This window comes from Deltaproteobacteria bacterium (assembly GCA_016183235.1).
Classification (GTDB): Bacteria; UBA10199; UBA10199; order DSSB01; family JACPFA01; genus JACPFA01.
In genome coordinates this window covers 1-25,470 of sequence record JACPFA010000034.1, presented here as the reverse complement: position 1 = coordinate 25,470, position 25,470 = coordinate 1, and the positions used below count along the sequence as shown (strand labels likewise).

Below are 25,470 nucleotides of genomic sequence, written 5' to 3'. Positions count from 1 at the left end.
CACGTCTTTTCGAAGCCGGCAGAGGCTCTCTCAACCCTTAAGCATTGGGGTTTCGAGTAGCCTCTTCCGGCTTCGAAAAGACTTCGCACAAATATTTTTACTTAAACTTGCATTTCTTATCGAGAATGTTATCGAAACCTCGTCATGAAAAATAAACCTATCAAACGTGCGATTATCAGTGTTTCTGACAAGACTAATGTGGTGGAGTTTGCGAAATATTTGGTGGGGCGCGGGGTTGAAATTTTATCAACGGGGGGGACTGAAAAGGCCCTAAAAGAGGCTCACGTTAAAGTTAAAAGTGTTTCTGTCCATACCGGTTTTCCAGAGATGATGGATGGGCGGTTGAAGACCTTGCATCCTAAAATTTTGGGTGGCATTTTAGGGATGCGTTCCAACCCTGAACATCAAAAAAGTATGCAGCAAAATGAGATTGCCCCGATTGATTTGGTGGTGGTGAATCTTTACCCGTTTGTGAACACCGTGGCCGATCCCAATTGCAAATTAGAACATGCCATTGAAAACATCGATATTGGTGGCCCCAGCATGGTGCGGGCCGCGGCCAAAAATTACCAAGATGTTGCTATTGTGGTGGAGGTTGAAGATTATGATCGAGTGATGAGCGAAATGGAAAATAATCAAGGTTGTCTTACCGCTGATACTCGTTTTTATTTAGCCAAAAAGGCCTTTACTCATACCGCAGCCTACGATGGTGCCATTTCTAATTATCTTACTTCTCTTGATGAAAATCTAAAGCCCCAAAAATATCCTGGAATTTTGAATTTACAATATAAACGAGTGTTGAGTTTGCGCTACGGCGAAAATCCTCATCAGCAGGCAGCCTATTATTCAGAAGGGTGGCACGATGAACCTTGTGTGGGCAATGCACGCATGGTGCAGGGCAAACAATTATCTTTTAATAATCTACTTGATTTAAATGCTGCTTTGGAAATCGTGAAAGAATTTGATGAAGCGGCTTGTGTGATTGTTAAACACAACAACCCTTGTGGGGTAGCTGTAGGCAAAGATGTCTTTGAGGCTTATGCCAAGGCCTTAAGTTGTGACCCTTTGAGTGCCTTTGGTGGGATTTTAGGCTTTAATCGCGAAGTCGATGAAAAATTAGCAAACGAAATTGTAAAAACTTTTTATGAATGTGTGGTAGCTCCCGATTATCCCTACGAAGCCAAGCAGGCTTTTTTAAAGAAAAAAGATTTGCGAGTGCTTTATACCTTGCCAACTCGCCGTTATGAGATTGAAGGGTTTGATGCAAAAAAAGTTGTGGGTGGGTTATTAGTGCAAGACCGTGATACGGCCCTCACTTTTGCTAAAGACGGCAAAGTGGCTACTAAAAGGGCTCCTACGGTGCTTGAATTAAACGATCTCGATTTTGCCTGGAAGGTATGCAAACACGTGAAGAGCAATGCCATTGTGTATGCAAAAAATGGCAAGACCTTAGGCATTGGGGCCGGCCAAATGAGTCGCGTTGATTCAGTCAAGTTTGGTGCCATGAAGGCAAGGGAATCTTTAAGCGGCGCAGTGATGGCCTCCGATGCGTTTTTCCCTTTCCGTGATAGCATCGATCTTGCCAAGGAATATGGAATTGCGGCGATCATTCAACCTGGCGGTTCGATCCGTGATGCAGAGGTTATTCAAGCGGCTGATGAGCATAACATTGCGATGATCCTCACGGGCGAACGGCATTTTAAACATTAAACACGACTATGAAAATCCTTATCATTGGGTCCGGTGGCCGCGAACATGCTTTTGCGGCTAAAATCAAAGCAAGTCCGTTGTTATCAAAGTTATATGTGGCCCCAGGAAATCCAGGGATGGCGGATATTGCCGAGCTGGTTCTCATTGGAGTGCACGAGATTGAAAAATTGCGCGATTGGGCTTTGACAGAAGAAATTGATTTAACAGTAGTGGGGCCAGAGGCTCCGTTAGTTGAAGGCATTGTCGATGTATTTCAAAAGGTCGGTTTAAAAATTTTTGGGCCAACAAACCTCGCGGCCATTTTAGAAGCCTCCAAAGTTTACACCAAACAATTTTTAAAAAAATATCATATCCCCACGGCTGAATATGCAACTTTTACCAATGCTGATTTAGCCTTTGAATTTATTCGTTCTAAATCGGTGAAACCTTGGGTGATCAAGGCCGATGGGCTAGCTGCGGGCAAGGGCGTCATCATCACACAAAATTATGAAGAGGCTTTTACGGCTATTCGGCGCATCATGATCGATCGTGAATTTGGAGAGAGCGGCCAAGAAATTGTTATTGAAGAATTTTTAGCAGGAGTTGAAGTATCGTTTATGGCGGTATGTGATGGTTCATTGGCCCTGCCGCTTGCTACCAGCCAAGACCACAAACGGCTGTTAGATAACGATGGGGGGCCCAATACGGGTGGCATGGGTGCCTATTCTCCTGCGCCCATTGTTACATCAGCCCTTCATGAAGAGATTATGCAAAAAATTATTCAACCCACTTTAAAGGGCATGAAGCAGGAGGGGCGGACTTTTCAGGGCTTTCTTTATGCTGGTTTGATGATCGTGAAAGGTACACCTTATGTGTTGGAATTTAATGTTCGGATGGGAGATCCCGAAACCGAAGTGATTTTTCCACGCATGGAAAGCGACTTGCTGGCATTGATGGTAGCGACCTTGGAAGGCAAATTAGAAAAGTTTAATTTACAGTGGAAAAATGAGCCTTGTGTAGGTGTGGTGTTAGCCGCCGAAGGGTATCCTCAAAGTCCAAAAAAAGGGGATGTCATTAAGGGATTAGGCTCAAATTTTTCAAAAGACGTAAAAATTTTCCATGCGGGGACCGTTTTTAAAGATGGCCAATGGCAAACTGCTGGGGGAAGAGTTTTAGTGGTGACGAGCTTAGGCAAAGACTTTCAGGCGGCGGCGAGTGGTTCTTATCAGGCCATTGGCTCTATTCAATTTCGCGGCATGCAATATCGAAAAGATATTGCTAAACGTGCTTTAAAGAAATAAACACTATTTTCCCCTCTCCCTTGATGGGAGAGGGTTAGGGAGAGGGTGCGTGATGAATAAATTAAATATTCAAGTCGCCATTGTCATGGGTTCGGCGAGTGATCAAGAGACTCTCAAAAATGCCGAAACAATTTTAAGCACATTTGGCATAGCTTACGAAACTCGCGTATTATCCGCCCATCGTACGCCCGATGCCTTAAAAACTTGGCTGGCCGATTGTGAAAAGCGGGGTGTACAACTGTTTATTGCGGCTGCGGGTATGGCAGCTCATTTGGCAGGGGTGGTTGCAGCTCATACCGTTAAACCCGTGATTGGGGTTCCTTTGTCGGCCTCGAGTTTAGACGGATTAGATGCCTTGCTTTCAACCGTGCAAATGCCAGCAGGGGTGCCTGTGGCAACGGTAGCCATTGGCAATGCGGGTGCTAAAAATGCCGCTTATCTAGCTATCCAAATCTTAAGTCTTTCCGATCCCAAACTTGCTAAAAAATTAAAAGCCGATCGCCAAAAACAGGCCAAAACTATCTTAAAAAGCCAATTGAAATAGGACGCTGTTTCCCAATAAAGCGTCTTAATTTTTAGTCGCATTAAACAATATTAATATCAATTAGTTATGAATTTTTTTATAAATTTTTGCTATAAATAAGCATTATTGACATATTTTGCGACTAAATATATAGTATCACCATGTTAACAATTGATTTTCCTAAAGAAATTGGAGATAGTCGCATTGATTCTTATCTGTTCATCCTTGAAAGTTTTCTTACAACAAAACAAGTGTGCTTGCGTTTTTCGACTAAAACTAAAATAAGTCCCGCAGGTTTTGCCATCTTGGCCTGTTTATTCGATAAGGCCTGTGAATTAGGAATACGGATTGATTGGAATATTCCTCAATCCTTAAAAAGACAATGTCCTTATTTGCAACAATTGAGTGAAATTAAATGGGTGAAACAATTCATGCCGTCAGTGCAGAGTTATGATTATGAAGATAAGCATCAGCTGTTGAGCGTTGGGGAAACGGCATTTAATTTTGGTTTTATCGAACGGTGTATCGAAAAATTTCCTTCAGGTGAAGATTTACAATTTGATTGTAAACTCATTTTGCAAGAACTGATGCAAAATACAATTTCCCATGCGGGTGGCGAACGTTATTATGCTTACGCAGGTTTATGGAATAAGGAAATACATTTGGGAATTTTGGATATGGGGGTTGGCATTCCAACCAAACTACAACAAAAATACATCTGCACAGATGATTTGGAATATATTTTACTTGCTATGAAAGAAGGTATCACGACACGACGTCGGAGAGTGGGGGGGCTAGGGTTAACCCACTTTAAGGATGTGTTGAAGAACAATGCCGGAAAGCTGACCATCATCAGTGGCCGTGCCCAAGTGCGCTATTATTTTCAAACTCGTAAATCTCAAAAAAGTTTTTTGAAATATCGGCTTCCTGGGACATGGTGTTGTGCGAGGATTCCATTATGAAAATTGAAATTAAAAAAGAATTTTACCCTGATTATATTAGCCGTGAGGCAGGTGAAAAATTGCGACAAAAGGTTGCCCACCAGTTGGAACAGAACAACATCGTAGAATTAGATTTTGCAGATTGTATGGTTGCCAGCACTTCTTTTTTTGATGAAGGGATTGCCAAATTAGCGCTTGAGTTCAATGATATTAATGAAAAAGCTAAATTGCTAAAAATTAAAAATCTACATCGCCGGGATCATGAACTTTTACTAAGCTTGTGTAAAAAGAGAAATTTTAAGATCTTTTTATGAATTTGAACAAAATTGATAATGCCAATGCAACTTCTCTATTAATCAAAGGTGAACTTCTGCTTTACCCCACCGAAACAGTGTATGGGATGGGATGCGATGCCACTAACCTTCAGGCTATTCAGAAAATATTTGAAATCAAACAGCGTGATCAAGGAAAACCCTTGCCTATTTTAGTGGATTCTTTGGCGATGTTAAAAAAATATGTGGCTGAACCTAATGCTATCGAAACAAAACTAATTGAACGTTATTGGCCAGGGCCTTTGACGATTCTCTTTCAATCAAAGGGTGTTTTGCCAAAAGATATTGATGCGGGAACGGGTAAAATTGCGGCACGGATTTCGAGTCACCCCATGGCGACTCAATTGGTGAAAGAGTTAGGCAGGCCGCTGGTTAGTACCAGTGCTAATTTGTCCGAAGAACCTTCGGCTTTAAGTCCACAAGATTTAGCAAGATATTTTAGTTCATCCAATCTATCTTACCTTGATGGAGGAGTATTAAAATCTTCAAAGGGTTCTACTCTTGTTGAAGTGGTAGCGGGTGAAATTAAAATACGCCGGCAAGGTGATCTGACCCTTCATCATTTTAATTGAAAACGAATCTTGCGAATCGGTGTGGAGGGGTCAAAGGCTTTGATCTTTTCTAAGAGTTGAGGCTCCAACATTTTGAGTTCGGTGAACCAAGTGGGGTGCTCAACCTCAAGGTAGAGACAGCCGTCACTAATGCGTTTTGCCGCACTGTGTTGAGCGATCGAGGGGCCAACAATATTTTCCCAACATTCTACTACGCTGTAATTTTTGATTTTTTTGTCGAGGTTGAGTTTTTTTAAATGAAGACCCAGAACTTTTGCCAAAGGATGTGGGGGTGAAAATCGGCTGCCCATAGTCGAAAGCCCTATTAAAAACAAACAAAAAAAGCTTAAAAGTTAAGAATTGTAGATTGACAAATTTGAGCCTTTTTATCAACAATAATGACTTGTCATAGGCTGATTTAAACCTTTAAATGACGAGGCGATCGTGAATAAGAAAGAACTAGAAAAATTTAAAGAGATTTTATTAGAACGCAAAAAAGAGTTAATGGTTCATGTCGAAGATATTCGCGAGCGAGGCGTTGCTTTTGAACAAGAAGATTTACCCGATGAAGTTGACTTGGCAAGTTCAGAGGCCGATCAATCGATGAATTTAAGGTTACGTGACCGCGAAAGAGTTTTACTCAAAAAAATCGAAAAGGCTCTACAAAAGATTGACCGAGGCGAATACGGTCTTTGTGAAATGTGTGGTGAAGAGATTGGTAAAAAACGCCTAGAAGCCCGCCCGGTGACCGATCTTTGTATTAAATGTAAAGAAGAACAAGAGCAGGTTGAAAAGGCCTACGCCGAATAACTGCCTTCAATAGCCACAGCGATACTTGCCAGTTTGGCTAATACAAAAGCCATTTCCACAACACTTTGTTTTTCATGACAGCGTAAAAACTGTGCTTCGTGAGGTTCGTCAAGCTTGTGCAAACACAGGCAAGAAAAACTCATGCCACGGGTATTAAGACTACTGTAAGAATCACGTTCGGAGTTGATACGGAAAAATCCTCCTACGGGTTTGAACCCCACCATATAAATAACGGGTTCAATGGGGTAATCGCTGTAAGTATCAACCGTGGGAATGCCTTCTTGAATTAGAAAGGCTTGTACTCCAGAGCCACCCTTGCTGGAGAGAAGTTTGTTGCGTATCCGTCGGTTGATCTGAAAAATTTCTTCTCCTGAACTTATATTCATCACTCCCATGCCATAGGTTCCCGCATCATTTTTAATAAAGGCGTAAGGGGATTGATCAATTTTGGCGACGTCATAATATTTTTGGGTTTGCACAAGTACGGCATCAACCTTTTTACGAAGCGCTTCCAAATTGTTGGGGTCATTGAGATCGGTATTATTGTGTACGGTAAAGGCCGTGGTGATTTTGCGAGGGTCAATATTCACGATTGCTGAAAATTCTTCGGCAATATTATTAAGAATTTCAAAGTGGCTCGACTTTTTTCGTTTCCACCATCCTAATTCAGGGGAAGGAATAATAGGGATAGGGCTTTTTTCTAGTACGGGTGGAATCCCGTTAGAAAAATCATTGTTTGAGATGATCAGATCAGGCACAAAATCCCCAGCATAGATTTTTTCAGCATTTCGCTGCAATTTGTAAAGATAGAGGGTTTGCCCCAAAATGGGTAGTTCGATGGAGTTTTCACTTAGGGCGGTGCCGGGATAAGTGACCCTTACTTCAAAGCCAGCTTGGCCAATAATAGAGGACAAACGGACGACATTTTCCAAATAAAAACGATTGCGAGTATGTTCTTCGATCAAAAGGGCAATACGTTTTTTATGGGGGAAATATTGGGTCAGATAATCTTTAAAGTGTGCAACCGTTGTTTTAGTAAAAGAATTACAAAGATTATTAAAACCAGCAGGAAAGATGTTGGTGTCGACCACTGCAATTTTGTCGTTAGAGTTACGTATGTCACAGCCCAAGAAGATAGGGGGTTTAAGGGTGGATTCGTATTTTTTAAAAAAACGTTCTACTTCAGTTTGGTGGGTTTTAATTTTATCTAAAATTTCTTGAATCATACTCTATTATTCTGAGCTATATTATTGTCATGTATGGATCCCGGGTCTAGCCCGGGATGACGCAACACCGTCATGCCGGACCTGATCCGGCATCCATTCCGCCGGAGGCGGACCAGCCTCTGGCTGGCACTAGTTCAGGATGACATGTTCAATGATATTTGTCCATCGCAGGCAGGACCTTTGGTTGGAATGGGGCACAACTTTAACTGCGTATGAAAGGGGCATTGGAAACAAAAATCTTTTTTCTCTACTTGGCTGAGGTCAGTCTGGTGCATGTCGCTTAAAATTTTGCTTAAAGTTTTTTCGTGGTTTAATAAATCGTCTTGGCTAAAGGTAATAGGGATAATTCCCCGGGTTTTTAATAAATGAATTTCGGTTTGGCCAACAAATTGGTTGGTCATTTTGCTTGCAGCCAGCGCGTAGGTTTTAAGCTGAAAGAGGTAAGATTGCATGGCCTCGTCAGCGCCTTCTGTATATTTAAAATCAATCACGATATATTGATGATCTCGTTTAATTAATCGGTCCATTTGCCCGCGAACAAAAAAATCGTTAATCAATAGGGCAAAGGGGATTTCGCAAAAATCCTCTTGGGCAGTCAAAATCTTTTGATAGGCTTCACTTTTGATATAATTTGTGAGCACCAAATTTAATTGATAGAGAGTTGGAGCATCTAAGGGGAGTTGTTGCAAAATAGAGGCTTTTTTTAAAAGTTCTAGAGGGGCTTCGCGGTTGAGTTTAGTGATTTGGCTTAAAGCCTGGTGTAATAGTGTGCCTGCTTGCGGCTGGCTAATCTTTTGTGACTGCGATAATTTTAAATCGGTGCTTAATTTTAAGATATATTGATAATAGTGCAATTGTGGGCATTGGGAATGAGTTTCTAACTCAGAAACACTTTTTTCGGTAAAGGGTCGGGCAGGTGGGATGGGAAAAAGTTCGGGGAGCTTTTTCTGAGCAGATTTTTTTTCTATAACAAGATTGATATTCCAAGTTTCGGTATGTTGAGGATCTTCAAGAGAAATAACATTGCCTAAAATTCCTAACAGAGATCCCTTTTTGGGTTCTTCTCCTTGAAAAGTAACCAAAGTAATCGATTGTTTTGCTCGGGTAAGGGCCACGTAAAAGATACGGCGTTCTTCATGGGCATTTTCGGCTTGGAGGGTTTCAAGGATCGATTGATAACGCTCCGGCGCTTCGAGTTTACCTTGGGCATTTTTTATTTTGGCAGCGATTTTCCCGTTAGCCATGAGAATAGCGGGATATTTTTTAGTGGGGGATTTGTTGAGATCATAAAGCAAGAGATGTTTAAATTCTAAACCTTTTGCAGCGTGGATGGTGAGGAGGGTGACAGAATTTTTGGGATTGATGAGATCACTCACCGGAGTAAGGCCTTTGATTTTGTCCCATAAGCGGTTTAAATGGTGAGCCCATTGTTCAAAGGTATAAGTTTTTAAAGTTTTAGCCAACGCCAATAATAATTCTCGAAATTGCTGATAATTGAGCGCCATGCCATGTGACGTGCCTAGCATGCTTAACAGTGCGTCGAGTTCGACAAGCTCTTCCATGCGGTCAAGGTAAGCCGACAAGGTGTGGGTCGATTTAATTTCAAGTAGGGTGCTTAAAATTTTATGAGCCCGATTAATTTTAGGGATTTCTCTCAAAAGATCTGATTTTTTGAAAAGGTCAATATTAAGATTAACCAAGCTATCTCGCGCAAGCCCCTTTTTTTCAGCTAAAATATAAAGGATGGCATCGCTGAGGGCAAAGAGCGGGGAACGCAACACTCCCGCTAAGGCAAGACTATCTTGAGGGTTAGCCGTCCACTCGAAGAGATGTTTTAGATCAAGAAAAATTTGTTGAGCCAATAAGTTTTGGCCGCCTTTGATATGAAAAGAAATCTGATAATTTTGTAAAACCTCCATGAGTATTTCTGACCCGGTATTCGCGCGATAGAGGATGGCCATGTCTTCTGGCCGTTCATTCAATTGGCGGTAATGCAGGATCTTTTCAGCGAGAATCGTGGCCTCAAGGTAGCGCCGGTCTTTAGCCTTCAGATTTGTTTTTTCAGTGGGTATTTGGATTAGGTTGAGAGGTTTGAAACCAAGTTCAGGTTCAAGTGGAGTATGAATGGGAGGTGTATCGGAAAAATAAGTTTGGCAATAGAGATTTGCGATTTCGACCAATTCGGGGCGAGAACGATAGTTGGTGGTTAGATTTTGAGTCGTGCCACCTTTGGCTAATAATTTCTGATTAAACGTCGCAATCAAGCTTTGTTCAACTTGGCGAAAGGCGTAAATCGATTGTTTGGCATCACCCACCACAAAAAACCAACAATGCCCCTTGGCTTGTTGGCTGTAGTCTTGAATCATTTCTAGCATTTTGAGTTGCGTGGGGCTGGTGTCTTGGAATTCATCCACCAAAATATAACGAAACCGTTTGCAAAAATGCTCAGCCGCTTTGGGATTATTTTCTAAAAAGGCTAATACCTGTTCTTCCATTTGGTTAAAATCGATAGCCTGGAGTTCTCGACACAGCATTTTATAATCTTGAGCGATGCTTTGAACTAATTGATGAAACGCCACTTCTAGTTCGGAATCAGGTGAGGCAGTGAGCAAGCTTCGGCTTTGTTCTAATCCTTCTGCTAAAGCATTGAGAAGGCTAGAAAAACCCAGGGTATCAACGAGTAAAGTCGTGGCAGGGTTTTGGGTTTCTAAATGTTGGTTTAAAATCTTGCGAATACTGGTTTGCCTTAAATGAGCCAAGGCTAAATCGGACAAGATCCATAATTCATCAGAACGGGCTAAAAGTTGATGGTGTTTGATCATGCGAAAACAAAATTGATGAAAGGTCCCCAAATAGGCTTCTTGTATTTGGGTTAAGATCAATTGTTGATATTCGGGGCTGAATTTTTCAGCAAAGCTGGGGTCAATTAATTTTTTTAAAATACGTTCTTGTAATTCGGCAGCGGCTTTTTCGGTAAACGTGAGGGTTAAAATTTCTTGCGGTGAAACGCCATCGTCTAATAATTCTAAAAAAGTTTGCACCATGAGAGTGGTTTTGCCAGTGCCGGCTGAAGCAGCCACGAGGGTATGTTGAGTGAGTGCCACTATCTTATCCTTTTTTCTCTGTTTTCATAACGACAGATTTCCCAAAAATCACAAGATGCCTTGCAGCGATAAGGCTCTAGCTGAAATTCGCTAAGCGACAATTCTTCTAGTAAGCTTTGAGCAGAATTCGTCAGTTGCTTTAAACGATTTTCCCAATCCGCATCATTTAAACCACTCCGGCTCTGGGGCAAGCCCAATGGTGCTTTGAAGCTTGCTCGAAACAAACCTTGTTTGCGGGTAAATTGTTTACCTTCAAAATAGAGAGCGCCTGCCGGGGCCCAGTTTTCTAAAGATTGCTTTGCTGCTTGAAGATATAAAAACAATTGGAACGATCGGTTATCTCGCAACAGCTCCATGGTGGCTTGAACATCACCCGTTTTATAGTCGAGAATAAGATAAGATTTTGTTGTTTCATCAACGTCAATCCGATCGATGCGCCCACGAAAAGAAAACCTTTTGCCGTTTTTTGATTCAAGGGTTACGGCCGGTTGCCCTTTGTACCCAAATTGCAACTCCAAAAGGTGGGGGAAATATTTTGCCTCAATCGTGTTTTGATATTGCCATTCGCCGAGCAAAAAACCCCTGGCCAAGGTTAAACAACGTTTGAGAAAAAATGGTTTAGCCGATTCTTTTAATGGGGTTTGGGTAAGGGGGTTTTGTGCGACAAAATCACTAAATTGAGATTCTAGCCAAGTTGCCAAACTTTCCCAATCTTTTTTAAAAAACTTTTTGTTTTTAATTTTCTTAAAAATAAATTCTAAAAATTGATGAGTGTAATTTCCAATTGTCAGGGGATCAGCCTCTAGATCGTCGGTTCTTAAGCGCTTGAGCCCTAAGAGGTGAGCTGCAAAAAATTTCCAATGGCATTCAGAATAATAATCTAACTTGGTGGGGGTTAAAGGGCGCGACATAAGTTCTTGCTTAATCTTTTCTTTGAGAAAGGGCGCGACCATGTCGCCTGCAACGGTAGCAGTGGTGAGCTGTTCATTGAAGAAGGGAGAAAATTTGGCCAAGGGTAAAAGCGGCTCATCGCTTGGGGTTTGAATCGAAGACTCCGTTAAAAAATAGGGGGAAATGCCCCGGAGGGCTCTACCTTGAATATCTAATTCGCTCTCAAAAAGAATCGTTTCGGTCTTAGCTAGGCTTAAGGCATGTTGAAATAAAAGTTTTTGTTGATGCAAGTGAAAACCATCGGGTAATTCTTCTAAATTGAAAAGATAAGTTTTGCGAGGGGTCAAATGGCTTAAACCAATCATGAACGCCGATTCGCGGGGGCGCAAGCCAGGTTCGTTAAAGTCACGCAAAAATAAAGGATAGGCGCAATATAACTGGGGGGCATGGTGGTGGTATTGAATTTCTTCTTGCAAAAGATCTTCTGAGAGTTTTGCGCCGGAGTTTTCAAGGTCATGAAGAAATTTGATGAAAGCTTGGTAATGGATGGCTTCCATCGAATCTTGGGGCTTAAAATTTGTGAGTTCCAAGGGTTGGATTTTTCCCCAAAATGGCGTTTGATGAAGGGAAAATTCAAAAGGGGGGTGAGTGATCCAGCCTGATTCATTTAATTTTTTAGTTAAAAGGGTTTTTCCATCAAAGGCAGCAGGGAAGAGGCAAAAGACTTCCTTGGATTGTTGTAAATCTTGATAAATCCTGCGTAGCAGCAAACTCACGGCATGAACCGAGCTTTGAGATAAAATAACTTGGGATGATAGCAGCGATTCACGACATTCGGATATAATTTGAGGGTGATGGGTCAATTTGGCCAAGAGTTGAGCACGGATCTCTTCTGGGTCCATCAAGCGTTCAAGGGGAGGCAAGGTTAAAGTCATTTGAATATGTGGAAAATGATTTTGCACCCATTGGATCATTTCAGTTAATTCAACGGTTAAATCATAATAACCTAACCAATAGAGGTGTTGAACGGGTTTTAAATAATGCGAACCCAGCTGGGGGTTTTGTTTTAAAAGGTCGATGGCAAGTTTTGAGTCGTAATAGCCAAACTCTAAAAGAGATTTTTCAAAATAAGTATTAATGCATAATATCTCATGGGAGGGGGGCAGCCGATAAAGGCTCGCAATTTTACGAAAGCGATTTAAATCACAACGGAATTTTTCTAAGCCAAGGGTTTCAATAAGGGGGTTGTCGAAAAACGCACTTTTGTCATCCCTGCGGAGGCAGGGATCCAGTGATTTTGGGCGGTTCTGGATTCCCACCCCCCGATCGGGGTCGAGGGCATGCTTCGCGGGAATGACATTCTTCAACACACCCATAAAAGAATTAGGCGAGCTTTGGTAAAAGTCTTTGAGAATTCTTCTTTCGAAGTAGGGGTTGCTGGGTAATAAAGGAGTGTTTCGTTCAGCCAGTAAAGTCGATAAAAATTGAGTTTGAGTTAAAATGCTTTTCCCAATGAGCACCCCTTCTAGTTTAGATTTGCGAATCAATAGATGCTCTAGGTCTTCGAGCGAAGCTGAATCGGGAACAATAATCTTAAAATCGTCGGTGAGGTGGTGGCCAATGTGTTGGTCGATTATCTCATTTAAGATATCTTCTAAGTAAGAGTTGGGGGATGGAGCAAAGATTAACCGTAAGCTCATGGCTGTAAGGTATGGTAGAGAGTGTCAGAATGACAAGTATAAATTATTGCTTTGTGCCTTTGCGGTTGGCTACCGAAATGGAATCGGCTAGTAGGCCAAAAAGGAAGATAATGAGGCAAAAGAGCCACAACACCACTGTGGTATCGGAGATATTGGTGTGGAGTAAGTCATAGGTAAGGGAGGGGATGGCGATCAAAGCTAAGGTAATAGCCGTGGGGATAAAAATTTTGAGAGGTGCAAAGAGCGTGATCATTCGCATAATGAGCATAATGGTACGAAAAAAATCTCTTATTGAAACGGTGCTTTTGCCTGAGCGTTCTTGAATTTGAATGGGGACATATTCCACTTGGTAGCCCAAGCTCATCATAGCGAGTGTGATGGTGGTGGTGAGAGAAAAGCCGTTCGGTAATAGGTGAATCAATTCTAAGGCGAGATTGCGACGTAAGGTTCTTAGCCCTGAGTTTAAATCGGGAATCCTTCTTCCCACCAGATATTCTGCGATGCGGTATAAAAACCACTTCCCCGAACGACGACTAATGGCACCAGAACCCTTTGGCCTAGCCCCTACGACCATGTCGTTGGATTCGAGTTGATCAATAAGTTTTTGAATGTCTTGTGGGTTGTGTTGGCCATCGCCATCAAAAAAAACTAAGGTGTCAGAAGCGGCATGACGCATCCCCGTTTTAAGTGATGCTCCATAACCCATATTATATTTATGGTGAATAACCCTAGCCCCCGCTTTTTGTGCAAGGGGAGCCGTTGCATCGCTTGAGCCGTCGTCGATTACTAAAATTTCATCGTGGGGACGGGCAGCGCGGAGTTTGTTAACCACCGCTTCAATAACGGAGGCTTCGTTGTAAGCGGGAATGATAATGGTACAGCGGGTCATAAGAAATCATATGATAAATGTATCATTGACTAACCACAAGCGATCTTTTAATCATAATATCAAGCGATGTTTTTATTAAAATACTGTTTCATTACATTATTTTTATTCGTAACTGTTCAAGCAAAGGCCTATAGCGGGATTGTCTTTTTCCCCGACACCGAAAGCCGGCCCAGTAACGAATCTTTTTCAGTTAAGGCTGAGGATCGTATTCCATTTTGTGTTAGTTTTTCAGATGCCGAGCACCCCTTTCTCGTAAAAATCAGAGATAGAATTGTTGGTTTTAAGGTTGTTATGGAAGATCAACAAGACCCGCCGCGGCGATTGGCTTTAGTAACCGGCCACCGCCATGCCAAAATGAAGCCCGATACACGAGGCTGTTTTAGAGGCGAATTTTTCGTGCCCAGTCATCAGGTGCCAGGTCTTTATCAAGTGGCTGATTTCTATGCCGTGCTCGATGATAATTCTTTTTATTCCCTGCGCGAATATCTTTTTTCTTTAAAACAGGTTGATGAATTAAACATTGAATCGTCAAGCCCAGATGCCGATCCGCCTAAACTCATGGGCTTAGGGATCTTTGGCCCCCCCACTCAATTTTACAAAAAAGCCACTCGTGAAACGATTGTGTTAAAACCTCGATTTTATGTGCAATTAGAAGATCAAGTGAGTGGGTTGTTTAAAGGCAGTCTGCGCGCCTTTTTTCAGATTAAGCTCAAGGGGCAGGTCGTTGATTTAATTGAGGTGCCATGTCGGCGCTATGCAACTCAAGGCAGATTTGTTTGTAAGCGGGCATTAAGAAATTTGTTAGAAGATTGGTATAACCAAGATATGGTGGTGGAGCTGGCATCGCTTGTGGTGGAAGACCGCGGGGGTAACATTTATAACATCGACATTTCAGAATATCTGGCCGGCTTTGATAAACCGCCGCTGGCTAAAATTCAATATACTAAGGGAGGGGAGCTAATTCCCCAAAAGGCTCGTTATTTGGCGCGGTATGTTAAAAAATATAAATATACCCATGGTTTAGAGCCCGAAACCCAAGAAGATCTAAAATAGTATACAGCTAGTATACTTCTCAACCCTTTTATACGATAATCAAAATATGGAGAAGCCTGATTTATTTGAATATGCTGATTATCGTGATTATTTAAGGGATATTTATCAGTATTTGAAAATCAGTTCAAAGGGAACATTTTCGTTTCGGGCCTTTGCCAAAAAGGCCCAAATGGGATCTCCTAATTATTTGAAATTAGTCATGGATGGTGAGCGGGAGCTTTCTGCCAAAACCATTCAGAAATTTGGGCGGGCGCTTAGCCTTAACAAAAATGAGCTGAGTTTTTTTGAAGCCCTGGTGTTTTTTTGCAAAAGCCACAATGAGTCAGAAAAGGAATTTTATTATAATAAATTAAAACGCTTCAAAAAATTTAAGTTGGCGCAAAATATTACCCTCGAACAACATGGTTACTTTTCAAAATGGTATATTCCCGTAATTCGCGAAATGGTTTTGTTAAAGGGGTTTAAGCCCGACGCCCAATGGATTGCCAAGCATTTAGACCCACCCATCAGCCCTAAAGAAGCCGAAACGGCTCTGGACACCTTGGTGAGTTTGGGTTTTTTGACTAAAAATGCGCATGGGAAATTTGAACAACAAGAGTTAACCTTGGCAACTTCAACGGAGGAGCAAAGTGTTCCTTTATGGAACTTTCATCGGGAAATGATCGTAAGGGCCCATCAAGCCTTGTATAAGCCCAATATTGAGCGTAACATTTCAGGTATGACCGCAGCGGTTAGCCTGGAGCAATTTGAAGAAGTTAAAAAGATGATCAATCAATTTTTTGTGCAAATTAACGATTATTTAGAAGAAAATAAGAGTACTGCCGAGTTAATCTGTCAGATTAATTTTCAGCAATTTAAGTTGACCAGATAGGGGGAAGTGTATGCGAACGTTTAAAAAAATGGCGATGTTACTGTTTGGAGTTTTCTTGTTAACCTCTTGCTTAAGTTCGACTCCCGACCAAACCTCTACCGATAGTGATTTTCAGGGCAACAAGGCCACCTTTGCCGGTAATACCGAATTACCTAAACCGGGCAAGATCATTGAAGAGCTGGAGTTTAGCCCTTTGACGCTTGCCATCAAAGAATTAGTTCAGGAATACGAACCCTATTTTGGCAAAGTGTGTTCGCACGATGATTCTATTCCCACTCAAGTCATTGCAGGTAATTTCGATCGTCGGGGAGAAGAAGAAAACGACCTCGTTTTGTCGAATTTCTTAAATTACGGTAATTATTTTAAGGCGATCTCTTTATACGATAAGAAAGATGAGTACTTGAGGCAAGAAGTCATCCCATTTAAAAAGAGTTTTGAAACCATCCAAGCAGAGTGTAAATTTCAAAGGATCGAGCTAGAACTACCCCATGAAAAAAAGGAGAGGTTTCTCTTTATGGCTTGTGATATTACCGGGGAGGTGAATGAGGCGTGTTATATACTCTTTAAAGCCGGTCAAATCATCGAATAAGGGCCTCTTGTACAGGCGATAGTACACACCTAAAAAATAAATGATTTTTTTACGTAACTTTTTCTAAACATGGTCGAGGAGATCCGCCAAACCTTAACCCAATTTTGGGGGGAACCATGTTGGCAAAAAAATCAGCTCGGTCTTTTATTATAACCTTAATTTTAATGGTCGTTACCGCCTGTGGTGGTAGTGATGCTAAATTTGAAGATCCAGCAGGAAAGACAATTGTTAAAACCCCTACAGAGCCTGTTGATCTTGGTTCTACGGTAACACCGAGCCCATCACCTACGCCGGTGGCTACGGTTGTTCCAACCCCAACCTCGGTGCCAACAATCGCAACACCTACCCCTACACCTGAAGTTTCCGAAATTGATGCAGACCAAGATGGTAGTAACGTGACCCGAGATTGTAATGATAATGATGCAAGTATTCATCCTAGGGCTGAGGATATCCCTGGCGATGGGATTGATCAAAATTGCAGTGGGGCCGATAATTATTTAGCCAAAGTAACTGAAAGGCGAGAATTCTTTTCTCCGGAAGACCCAAATTTAGGCGATGCCTTGTATCACGAAACTGTCTATGGAGAGGCGGATTTGATTCGGGAAGAGATATACTATAAAGATAAGGGCAAAATTTTATACACGGTCGAATATTTTTATGACGACCAAGGTTATTTAATCAAAAAGGTTTATTTTAATAAACAGGCGATCATATTAACGGAAGAAATCGAAAATAATGCCGAAGGTAAGAAAACTGTTTCTCGTCTCACGAATGGAGAAACAAACAAACTAGAAACCACTATTAAGTATCAATATAATCCCGATGGGACTTTGCGCCGAGAAATCAGAACCAACATGTTAACAGGTGAGATTGATTGGATTATCCAATATAGCTACAAAGATGGCTTATTAGATTCGAAAATTGCGACCTCAGAAGATGGGACATTGTTGGGAACAAGTGTCTACGAATATCGGGTTGGGGGTCTCCTTCAAATGGTGACCAATAAAAAAATCATGGAAGATGGTTCGACACAAGTCGAACAACAACGCTATACCTACAATAGTAATGACCAAGTGAGTATATTAGCCGTTTATCAAGATGGTAAAAGGTATTCGGTTTCGAGCTTTACTTATGAATTAGCGGAATAAAGCCCACCTAAACCTGTCCGGTGTGTAGACTCGCCAAATGGGGTATTTTGTCCTCAATTTTGAACAATTTACCCGCCCTGTTAAAAATAAGTTAAATGAAATCAATTAGTTATAGAGTTATGTTTGGCACGGTAAGTGCAAGCCCTTCTTAAGGGAACAAGTGTACCTTATGGGGGTTAGATGATCTTTCCAACCAATATCGGCATGTCGTTGCTGGGTTCTACCCTGGTGACGGGTGGCCCGGTGAATGATCCGGGCAAACCCACCATTTCCGACCCTTTGGTTTCAAATCCAGACGCATTTTCTTTTAATGAGATGGTGGCGGATGTGTTTGGGAGTTTGATGAGTTTTCAAATCCCAGCCATTTTTAAAGAAACAAATGATGACCTGCCTGCGAATCCGCGCGGGGCCCGGATTTTTAATTATTTGGATAAAACTGCGGTAATGTTGGGACAACTCGAGGCGGTCTTAGGCAAGCGCACACCGCAAGTGCCTTTGCAGTATGCGATTGGGGATTATGAGTTGGGTTTAAGGGAGCGGGTTAGAAAGTTGGGAAAAAATTTTGTTAAGGCCTTAGAGGATCCCAGTATTAATATCGCGAGGCTCGAATATGAGTATGCGCAATTGCAAGAAGGGGTTGGCCTTTTAATTGTATTTTCAAATTTAGATTTTGAATTTTTACATACCTATCGCGACCCTAAGACAAAACAGGAGATTTATATTCATAGGGTCGATGAGAGTGTGGGCTTAGATACACAATTTTACGAGGAATTAGTAGCGAGTTTAAGCGAGGATGGTTTTGTTGATTTTGAATATTTTACCGAGCGATTAAAAGAGCTGGGGGAATTTTGTGAAGTGGCGGGTTTGCGGAATCATTTGCGAGAGATGATGCTAGGTTTGTCATCGGTCGCGGTGCAAGAGGGTAGGGTGTTGCTGCGGTCACATTACGACCGGGAAAAGAGTTATTTTAGCGATGATATCAATGAAGATCTCCTGAACGGAGCCATATTGGTGAAGGCGCTGGAGGCTTATGAGAAAATAAGCCCTGAGGGGGCGATAGTTTTGGGGAGTTTGATTGATGGTTTGAGTCAAACCCGTGAAGAGTGGGTATTTTACCGAGCCTTTGATCCAGAATCTTTTCAAAGATTATTGGCGGCTGGCCACGAATTTAAAAATGAGCTCGAGGCAGCACAACTAGGTTTACAGTGGTTGCAGGGTTTTTTGGCTGATTGGATGGAGACACAAACTAGGCCCTTAACCGATTTTGTGGCTCGTGAGTTAGAGTATCAACAGGTTTTAAAATTATTGTCGGATCCACAAGCTGATCAAGCGCAGATAACCCAAACATTGAATGAAGAATTAGCCCGCGTGCGGGGAGAAATGGAAGTGATATGGGGAGATGAGCGATTAAGAGACTTAAAGGTAGCGCGGTTATTATTGGAAGGGCAATGGAATCAGTTTGCGTGGATGCATGCCGATAGCAGCGATTTGGTAACCGGTTTAGATAATTTGCGAGTGAAATATTTGGATGGGGGTGAGATTTTAGCAATTAAAAAGGTATTGCCGGCCAATTGTGGTGGGTTGGATGACGATTGCGATGGGATGGAAGAAAGCCTTAGCGAAGCAGACTTTATGCCTCGCAAAGTAACCATCCGTGCAGCAGGACAAGAAGCGGGGGTACTTTTAGAAGCAAAAAGACTTATTGCTGAAGGCAAATTCACCGAAGCTTTAACACATCTCAAAGTGGCCGGAGGGTTTATTACTCGCGCCAAGATGGCCATTCAAGTAGGTCAAGCGAAAAAAGATGGGATGATCGATGAGGCTAGGTTTGAGCAAGTGCAAAGGGTTTTTCAATTGCTGACCGATCGAGGAGAAGATGGAAATCCTGTCAGCCTCGCTTTAGATTTTAAACAAATTTTGGCAGAAGAAAAAAAATCGTTCGAATTAAAAGCAGGGGATTGGGATCGATTAAGTACTCAAGTAGCCGAGCATCAAACCGACATCAGAAACAAGCGCGATTATATTGGCAAGGCAGGCCACAGTGGGGAATTCAATCTTTTCTTTGGAGATTATTATGTCTCCACCACATCCTTTGATCGCTTGTTAGAGGGCTACGGTCAATTAGCCCGTGAAATTGAGCTCGCTAAAAATCTTCCCGAGGCTGAGCAAAAGGCAAAATTTTGGTTACTGCAAGAAAGGCTTTCGCATTTAAGTGCCAGCCCACTTATGGAACGAAGCCTGAATTTGCATGGGGACGTGGAGCAGCATAAAAATTTAGGCAATGAAATTGGAATAACCGTCGTTACGCTTGGCGCGGGGGCCATTGCCAATTTGGCAAAGATGGGGGTTGGCCTGTTGTTATTGCGGGCAAGATCAGCGGGGCTAGCCTTGGCATTTATCGGTGGGATGCGCAATGCCCGATGGTTGGTTAATTTTGGCGGGCTTGCTTTTAAAATCTTGGGCAATAGCCAGGTATTGCGTGGCACCGTGTTTACCAGTGAGGTGTTGAGTTTTGCCGCTAGTGAATATGTTTTGATGGAACTACTGCATGAGGCAACTGGCAACGAAGATTTTGCTGGGCATTGGGGTTGGGAGAAGTTGATTCTAACCGCTGGCACCTTAGGCTTTATTCACAAGGCCATGGCTCTTTATGAGCAGGTGATATTAAAACTTTTATTTAAAGCGGGATTGAGTCTTAAAAATCTGCCCTTGCTTGGGAAGATCCTTTATACCGCAGGTCGTTTGGGGACAGAATATGTGGCGTTTACGGCCTGGGATTTTATAAGTCAGGTTTATTTACTGGCTAAAGAAAATCAACTTGATTGGGAAAATCTACAAACCTCGGTATTTTCAGCCAAGGCCATGGCTCACCGCGCGGCCTTTTTGTGTGGGCTAAAATTAGGTGGGATTGTCAGCCAGCCCTTATTGAGCCCGCTTTACAAAGGTGTGGCTGCGAGTGTGCAGCGAGAGTTTGCAGGGAGGATTCAAAGTTTAAATAGCAGGCGAGTCGAGGCGGTTGATAAATTAAAAGGTCTTTATGAAGGTACAGCAGAGGAAGCAAACTCTCGACTTGATCGGGAGACGTTACCGCTTACCAAGGCATTAGATCTTGAGAATCTAAATCAAGAATTGGCCCGGCTGATCGTTGAAGAAAAGACCTTGTTGGGAGATTTAGCAGCCGTTGGATTATCGTCCTCTGAACTTCAAGCGAGGTCGGTATTGTTAGATGCAGCCCTAAAAGATTATGCGAATTTACCCAAAGAGCTAAAAGTTTTTGAAACGTTGTTTGATGCCCAAAAAGGATTTGGGATTCATTATGATCCCGAGACCCAAAGCCTAGTTTATCAAAAAGAAGATCACCGTGCCTTGATGACTTATTTGAGAGGGGTGGGTCGGGTTGCCAAACAACGGGGTGGAATCATCTATTTTCAATGCACCGGCGCCGATGGGGTGCCCGTGGGCCCTGAACTGCGGTTTGCGGTGGATCCCATGAGCTTGGTGGCGCATGAATTGCCAGGGGGTGAAGCTGGCAAAAATCTAAGGTCGGTGAAAATTGATGGGCAAAGGGCCTATGTTACCCAGGCGGAACCTGAAAAATTAGGGCCAGAAGCACTCAGGCAAGTCCAAATTTTGTTTCATGGGGTTAAACTTCTTTTCCAAAATATCGGGCGCAAATTAGCTGAAGGGGCTAATGAAATTGCTGATAGTTCCAGAACCAACATGCCGTTTGGTAATATTTTTGGTAAACTTTTCGATGCTGGCAAGCTCATGGTGACTCGTGCGGGCAGTGTCCTTTCCGGAAAATGGCGGGATATTAATCCGTATGAATTACTGAATTCAGCGAAGTTAGAAGTTGCAGAGGGGCAAGCGCTGATGGCCGAGGCTAGTAGAGTGGCGCCAAGTTTAGGCCGAGAGGCCCCTCGAACTTTAACAGACGCAGCTGATATTTTAAGAGCCATCGAAACCTTAGAAAGAAGTTTAGGGCCCGATTGTCAATGGTTTGTGCGTAAGTTGAAGGTGCTTCCTTTCCAAGAGCGAGCCAATTTATTGTTAGAGTTTGATCGTTCGCAAAGAAATATTGCCGAAGTTCGTGAGGCCATGCTTAAGGCCGAAAGTTTTGAACAGGTGGCCAATATTTTGCGTCGGCAATTGCAGCAACCAGTTTGGTTAAGGAGTGAGAAGGTACTGACTGCCCACGGGCAAGAAGATTTGGTTCGCTTTTTAGAGTATTTAGAAAGCTACGCCATGGTGGGCAATTTATCTGATATTGTTGCCTTCATCGATGATTTATCTCAACTGACTGAATTGGGGATTAACCAGGCCGTTCGCGGTATTATCCGAAGGCAGTTTGAAAATTACGAAGCGCGATTGCGAGAGCGACGCATTGTTCCTGTTACATTGTCTGCGGATTCTTTTACGGGATGGCGCGACCCGCGTTCCATTATTACAGCATGGGTGGGTTATAAAATGGCCTATGCCGCTATTGAAGGGCCTGATTTTGACAAACCTGAGGCAAGTCTGGTCGTGCCTGAGGTGCAAGGCGACGCAACGATTTATCGGCTTGATCCGGAATATGCTGCCTATGAAATCGGCCGGCGTTTAGAAGCGAAGATTCAACTAGACGATCCCTCCCTGCCGGAGATACAAGCCGACATTTATTTTGTAAATGGAAAATGGGTGATTAAAAATGTTGACCCCGACACCCCATTACGGATTAACGATGTGTTGCTGGCAAACGATGAGGTGATGGTCTTGCGCAATGGTGACAGGATTACCTTGGGTGAAACGGAATTTCGATTTGCCATCGAGGGAGTGGTGAGGGGCATTAGGGCAAAAGGCCCCGAAGCACAGTTGATCAAAACTTCACCCGAAAGTGCAGACTCCTCTGAGCGAAAAGGTGATTCTCAATTTAGGCCTTTGGCCAGCCGAGGGAGTAATTTAGAGAGCCCAGAGAATAATGCCTTTCAAAGAGGACGCATTGTTTCAGAAGTTTTTCCTAAAGTACTGCATCGTTTTGCCGAATTCGAAGGCAATGAAGCACTTCGAACAGAACATGTTGATGAATATAGTAAAGTCTTAGAACTTGTTACCAACTTTGCAAATGCTATCGCAGCCTCAGAAATTTATGATTTTTATATCTTCGATGATGGAACGGTTTCGATGGATGGAAAAATAGGGAAGTTGGAAGAGCAGGACGGTGGTGGTTTTATTTTTAAACCACAAGGCACTTCTAGCCCAGGGGAATGGGCTGTTTTAGCCAAGACCTTAGGGGATTTTAATCGATTGCCTCCCATGGGAGATTATGAAATCGACATCTATTTTGGTGGTAAGCGTTATCACGCTTTAGGTAATCATGGTGTCATGCAACTGGCTGTTGATGAACGAAATGCTGTGTATCAATTGCTAGGTGAAGGTGCAAGTTTAAGACTTTATGAATTTCGTGGACCAGCAGATTTACATTTGGTTCGAAAGCCTTCAGGTGACATCTATGCTTACTTTCAGGGGAGATTTTTTAGTAGCCCGTCCAATGAAATTAGCCCTGCCAAACTGGGTAACGAATCAGGATATTTTTTAAAGAAACATGGGGATGTGGCAGGCGTATTTGTGGATAGCTATGAAAACCCAAGACACCTTGATAAAGGCCAAGAATCGCTTTTGGAAGGGCCCCAACCTCTTGTGAAAACTCAAGCTGTTGTGATTGATCGGGGTAGTCCCCTTTTAACGGATCCTACGGGAACCTATTTGATTGATACAAAAGACGAGGTGTATCATCGCGCAGCCCATTTACCCGATGGGACTTTTGTTGAGGTTAATCTACAAAAACTTCTCCAGGCCGAAGAAGCCATCAAGTATGTGTTGATAGGGAACAAAATTTATTTTGTTCAAAAGGTATTGAGTCCCCACAGCCAACAATGGAAATTAACCCCCACTCAACTAGCACCTCAAGGATTGGGAAAAATTGTCAATCTCAATGCTCACGCTTCATCCTTTGATCTACATTACGTAATGCGTGACTATTTGCAATCTCCTTTCGGAGATGTGCCTAATATTCGGCTGATGGGCTATCAGGTTGTATTTACGGAGCATGGGATTGAACCACGTACTAGTTTTATTTATCAAGGGCAACGATGGGCCGTTCATCAGCAACTAAAATGGGGTGGTCAGACATTCAATGTGGCAAGCCCTTACGCCGATGGTGCTCTGGCTGAAATCGCCTTATTTAAGTACAACGATGATAGTGGATTTTACGAGCGCGTACAAAATGGCCATGTTCAGGGTCAAGGCCAGTTGGGTATGAATTTGGATCTTTGGGTTCAGCAAGGGCGCATTTGGGATTTTGAGCAAATAAAATCACAAATGGCCTCAGTTGAACAATGGTTTATGGCTCGGTGTATTGGTTGCGATCCTCAAACCATGGAATCGCAAAATTTAATGACCTTCGTAAGAGATGGAGATGGGTTGCGCCCAGCAACGACCCAAGAGATGCGTGATGCATTAGCAAGGCTCAAAGTAGCAACTCCAGCTTTGCCAAGTTTACAAGAGGCCCCGCTAGGTCCTTTAGAAGTCGCTCTTGTCCAAGCCTCTGTTGTATTTTCCAATCATCGCCCTTTATTTATTGCCAAAGCAAATGGAACTAACTTGGTTTCAGATAAGCCTCTTAAGATAGTGGAATACAAAGTTACCGAGGAGATCGATGGCAAAAAAATCGCTTGGGTTTATGCTGTCCCGGCTGCGGATGACCCGGTGGTGCAGGTCGCAGTAGCTGCAGGTTATTATATTCCCACAGTCAATGATATTGAAGCCTTTCATCGTAAATTACGCGCAAGTGTCCCTCCTCATGATGTCTCCGTTGTGAAGAGAATTATTTTGATGCCCGCCCACATGGGTGAAGCGACAAGGGCATTGGGGAGCTACTGTTATGCCGACGATAGAATGGTGGTTTCAGGGGCTAAGGCTGAAACCCAAGCCGACTGGTTGGCACAGGTTTTTGAATCAACACTCATTCATGAGGTGAGCGGGCATGGGCGAGAGCGTGGCAATCCTTACATTCGAAAGTTATTAGAGCTGATTACTGATCTCTCGGGTAAGACAGCCGACTATGGAATCATCAACTTTAGTGAATATTTCGCTGTGTGGCGGGAATTCTATGAACGAACTTATTTAGGATTGGCGTACCCCGATCAGTTTGGTTTTTTTGATTTTGTTGATGCTAATGCCAGAGCAGGTCGCACCTGGGCAGGGCCTACTGAGGGCGACACTTCAAGGCCCCAAGCCTTGGCAGGCTTAGCAGGTACCGATGGCTTCTTGGCCATCGCTGCAGGCTTTGATGCAATGGCAGAAGGGATCAAAGTTTTAGCAGGTGAAGTTCGTGAGACCGCCGACACCGTTGTGAGGGCCGCTAAGCAGGGCCTCACTTTCAAAGGCCCCTATAGATGATAGGGCAGGTGATGACCGTAGCCTTCGTGGCACGAACGATTTTATGGCCCTCTTGGGTGGGTTTGAACGCTTAAAGGCAGGCGTTAAAGCCTTTGTGGGTGAAGTCAAAAAAACAACCGGTGAAATTAGCCACCATAAAAATGATGTTGTGGGGGTGATGATTGCGGTGGGCGTGGGTTTGCTGACAGCGGTGGTTGTTGCAGTACGGGCTGTTGTAAGAAGTCGAAATTATCCAAGAGTGAATTCAGATTCACAATCAAGACCCATTGATACCCACTACTGTCCCAACGTTAACTGAATAAATTCAGTTGGTTAGAAATATTGTTCTCTGACAATTTGTAATCATCGCCCGCAAACAATTGCAGGATGTGGGTTTTCTCAAAAACGTTGATACTTAAAATCTGTAGAATTGTGT

18 protein-coding genes are annotated in these 25,470 nt (G+C 42.8%); 13 read left to right on the top strand and 5 right to left on the bottom strand.

Annotated features, from left to right (window positions below; translation table 11 throughout):
- Positions 1 to 144: 144 nt before the first annotated feature.
- The 6 genes from purH (at position 145) to HYU97_08700 (ending at position 5,358) form a co-directional block, all read left to right on the top strand.
- The gene (purH, locus tag HYU97_08725) at positions 145 to 1,710 is read left to right on the top strand and encodes a bifunctional phosphoribosylaminoimidazolecarboxamide formyltransferase/IMP cyclohydrolase (protein MBI2336826.1); all 1,566 of its coding nucleotides are present in this window, start codon (positions 145 to 147) and stop codon (positions 1,708 to 1,710) included.
- Positions 1,711 to 1,718: 8 nt separating this feature from the next.
- Positions 1,719 to 2,990 carry a phosphoribosylamine--glycine ligase gene (purD, locus tag HYU97_08720; protein ID MBI2336825.1) on the top strand — a complete coding sequence of 424 codons (1,272 nt, stop codon included), beginning with the start codon at positions 1,719 to 1,721 and terminating at the stop codon, positions 2,988 to 2,990.
- 52 nt (positions 2,991 to 3,042) lie between these two features.
- On the top strand, positions 3,043 to 3,534 hold the full coding sequence (purE, locus tag HYU97_08715) for a 5-(carboxyamino)imidazole ribonucleotide mutase (protein ID MBI2336824.1): 492 nt from the start codon (positions 3,043 to 3,045) through the stop codon (positions 3,532 to 3,534).
- A gap of 140 nt (positions 3,535 to 3,674) precedes the next feature.
- A complete protein-coding gene (locus HYU97_08710; protein MBI2336823.1) occupies positions 3,675 to 4,475 on the top strand; it encodes a hypothetical protein in 801 nt (266 codons plus the stop codon).
- Positions 4,472 to 4,768 (top strand): STAS-like domain-containing protein, encoded by a 297-nt coding sequence (locus HYU97_08705; GenBank protein MBI2336822.1) that lies wholly within the window; start codon positions 4,472 to 4,474, stop codon positions 4,766 to 4,768. Before HYU97_08710 ends, HYU97_08705 begins: the two co-directional genes overlap by 4 nt.
- Positions 4,765 to 5,358: a threonylcarbamoyl-AMP synthase gene (locus HYU97_08700; protein MBI2336821.1), complete on the top strand. Its 594-nt coding sequence runs from the start codon at positions 4,765 to 4,767 to the stop codon at positions 5,356 to 5,358. The genes HYU97_08705 and HYU97_08700 overlap by 4 nt, the downstream gene beginning before the upstream one ends.
- Here the strand turns inward: HYU97_08700 and HYU97_08695 are convergent.
- Positions 5,346 to 5,648, bottom strand: coding sequence for a DUF721 domain-containing protein (locus HYU97_08695; protein MBI2336820.1), 303 nt, complete (start codon positions 5,646 to 5,648; stop codon positions 5,346 to 5,348). The genes HYU97_08700 and HYU97_08695 overlap by 13 nt on opposite strands.
- A gap of 133 nt (positions 5,649 to 5,781) precedes the next feature.
- Between HYU97_08695 and dksA the strand changes: the two genes are divergently transcribed.
- Positions 5,782 to 6,147, top strand: coding sequence for an RNA polymerase-binding protein DksA (gene dksA / locus HYU97_08690; protein MBI2336819.1), 366 nt, complete (start codon positions 5,782 to 5,784; stop codon positions 6,145 to 6,147).
- Here the strand turns inward: dksA and gshA are convergent.
- The 4 genes from gshA to HYU97_08670 all read right to left on the bottom strand — a co-directional run bounded on the left by gshA (position 6,135) and on the right by HYU97_08670 (position 13,957).
- Positions 6,135 to 7,373 carry a glutamate--cysteine ligase gene (gshA, locus tag HYU97_08685; GenBank protein MBI2336818.1) on the bottom strand — a complete coding sequence of 413 codons (1,239 nt, stop codon included), beginning with the start codon at positions 7,371 to 7,373 and terminating at the stop codon, positions 6,135 to 6,137. The genes dksA and gshA overlap by 13 nt on opposite strands.
- A gap of 134 nt (positions 7,374 to 7,507) precedes the next feature.
- A complete protein-coding gene (locus HYU97_08680) occupies positions 7,508 to 10,477 on the bottom strand; it encodes a UvrD-helicase domain-containing protein (protein MBI2336817.1) in 2,970 nt (989 codons plus the stop codon).
- Positions 10,477 to 13,068 (bottom strand): PD-(D/E)XK nuclease family protein, encoded by a 2,592-nt coding sequence (locus tag HYU97_08675; GenBank protein ID MBI2336816.1) that lies wholly within the window; start codon positions 13,066 to 13,068, stop codon positions 10,477 to 10,479. The genes HYU97_08680 and HYU97_08675 overlap by 1 nt, the downstream gene beginning before the upstream one ends.
- Before the next feature lie 43 nt (positions 13,069 to 13,111).
- Entirely contained in the window at positions 13,112 to 13,957 is an 846-nt protein-coding gene (locus HYU97_08670; protein ID MBI2336815.1) for a glycosyltransferase family 2 protein, read from the bottom strand.
- Between the two features lie 66 nt (positions 13,958 to 14,023).
- Between HYU97_08670 and HYU97_08665 the strand changes: the two genes are divergently transcribed.
- The 6 genes from HYU97_08665 (at position 14,024) to HYU97_08640 (ending at position 25,353) form a co-directional block, all read left to right on the top strand.
- A complete protein-coding gene (locus tag HYU97_08665; protein MBI2336814.1) occupies positions 14,024 to 15,010 on the top strand; it encodes a hypothetical protein in 987 nt (328 codons plus the stop codon).
- A 46-nt stretch (positions 15,011 to 15,056) separates the two neighbouring features.
- Complete coding sequence (locus HYU97_08660) at positions 15,057 to 15,881, top strand: TIGR02147 family protein (protein MBI2336813.1); 825 nt, start codon at positions 15,057 to 15,059, stop codon at positions 15,879 to 15,881.
- Positions 15,882 to 15,891: 10 nt separating this feature from the next.
- Positions 15,892 to 16,470: a hypothetical protein gene (locus tag HYU97_08655; GenBank protein ID MBI2336812.1), complete on the top strand. Its 579-nt coding sequence runs from the start codon at positions 15,892 to 15,894 to the stop codon at positions 16,468 to 16,470.
- 116 nt (positions 16,471 to 16,586) lie between these two features.
- Positions 16,587 to 17,618: a putative metal-binding motif-containing protein gene (locus HYU97_08650; protein MBI2336811.1), complete on the top strand. Its 1,032-nt coding sequence runs from the start codon at positions 16,587 to 16,589 to the stop codon at positions 17,616 to 17,618.
- A 180-nt stretch (positions 17,619 to 17,798) separates the two neighbouring features.
- Complete coding sequence (locus HYU97_08645) at positions 17,799 to 25,055, top strand: FHA domain-containing protein (GenBank protein ID MBI2336810.1); 7,257 nt, start codon at positions 17,799 to 17,801, stop codon at positions 25,053 to 25,055.
- A gap of 43 nt (positions 25,056 to 25,098) precedes the next feature.
- A complete protein-coding gene (locus HYU97_08640; GenBank protein MBI2336809.1) occupies positions 25,099 to 25,353 on the top strand; it encodes a hypothetical protein in 255 nt (84 codons plus the stop codon).
- The last annotated feature ends 117 nt before the right edge of the window (positions 25,354 to 25,470 follow it).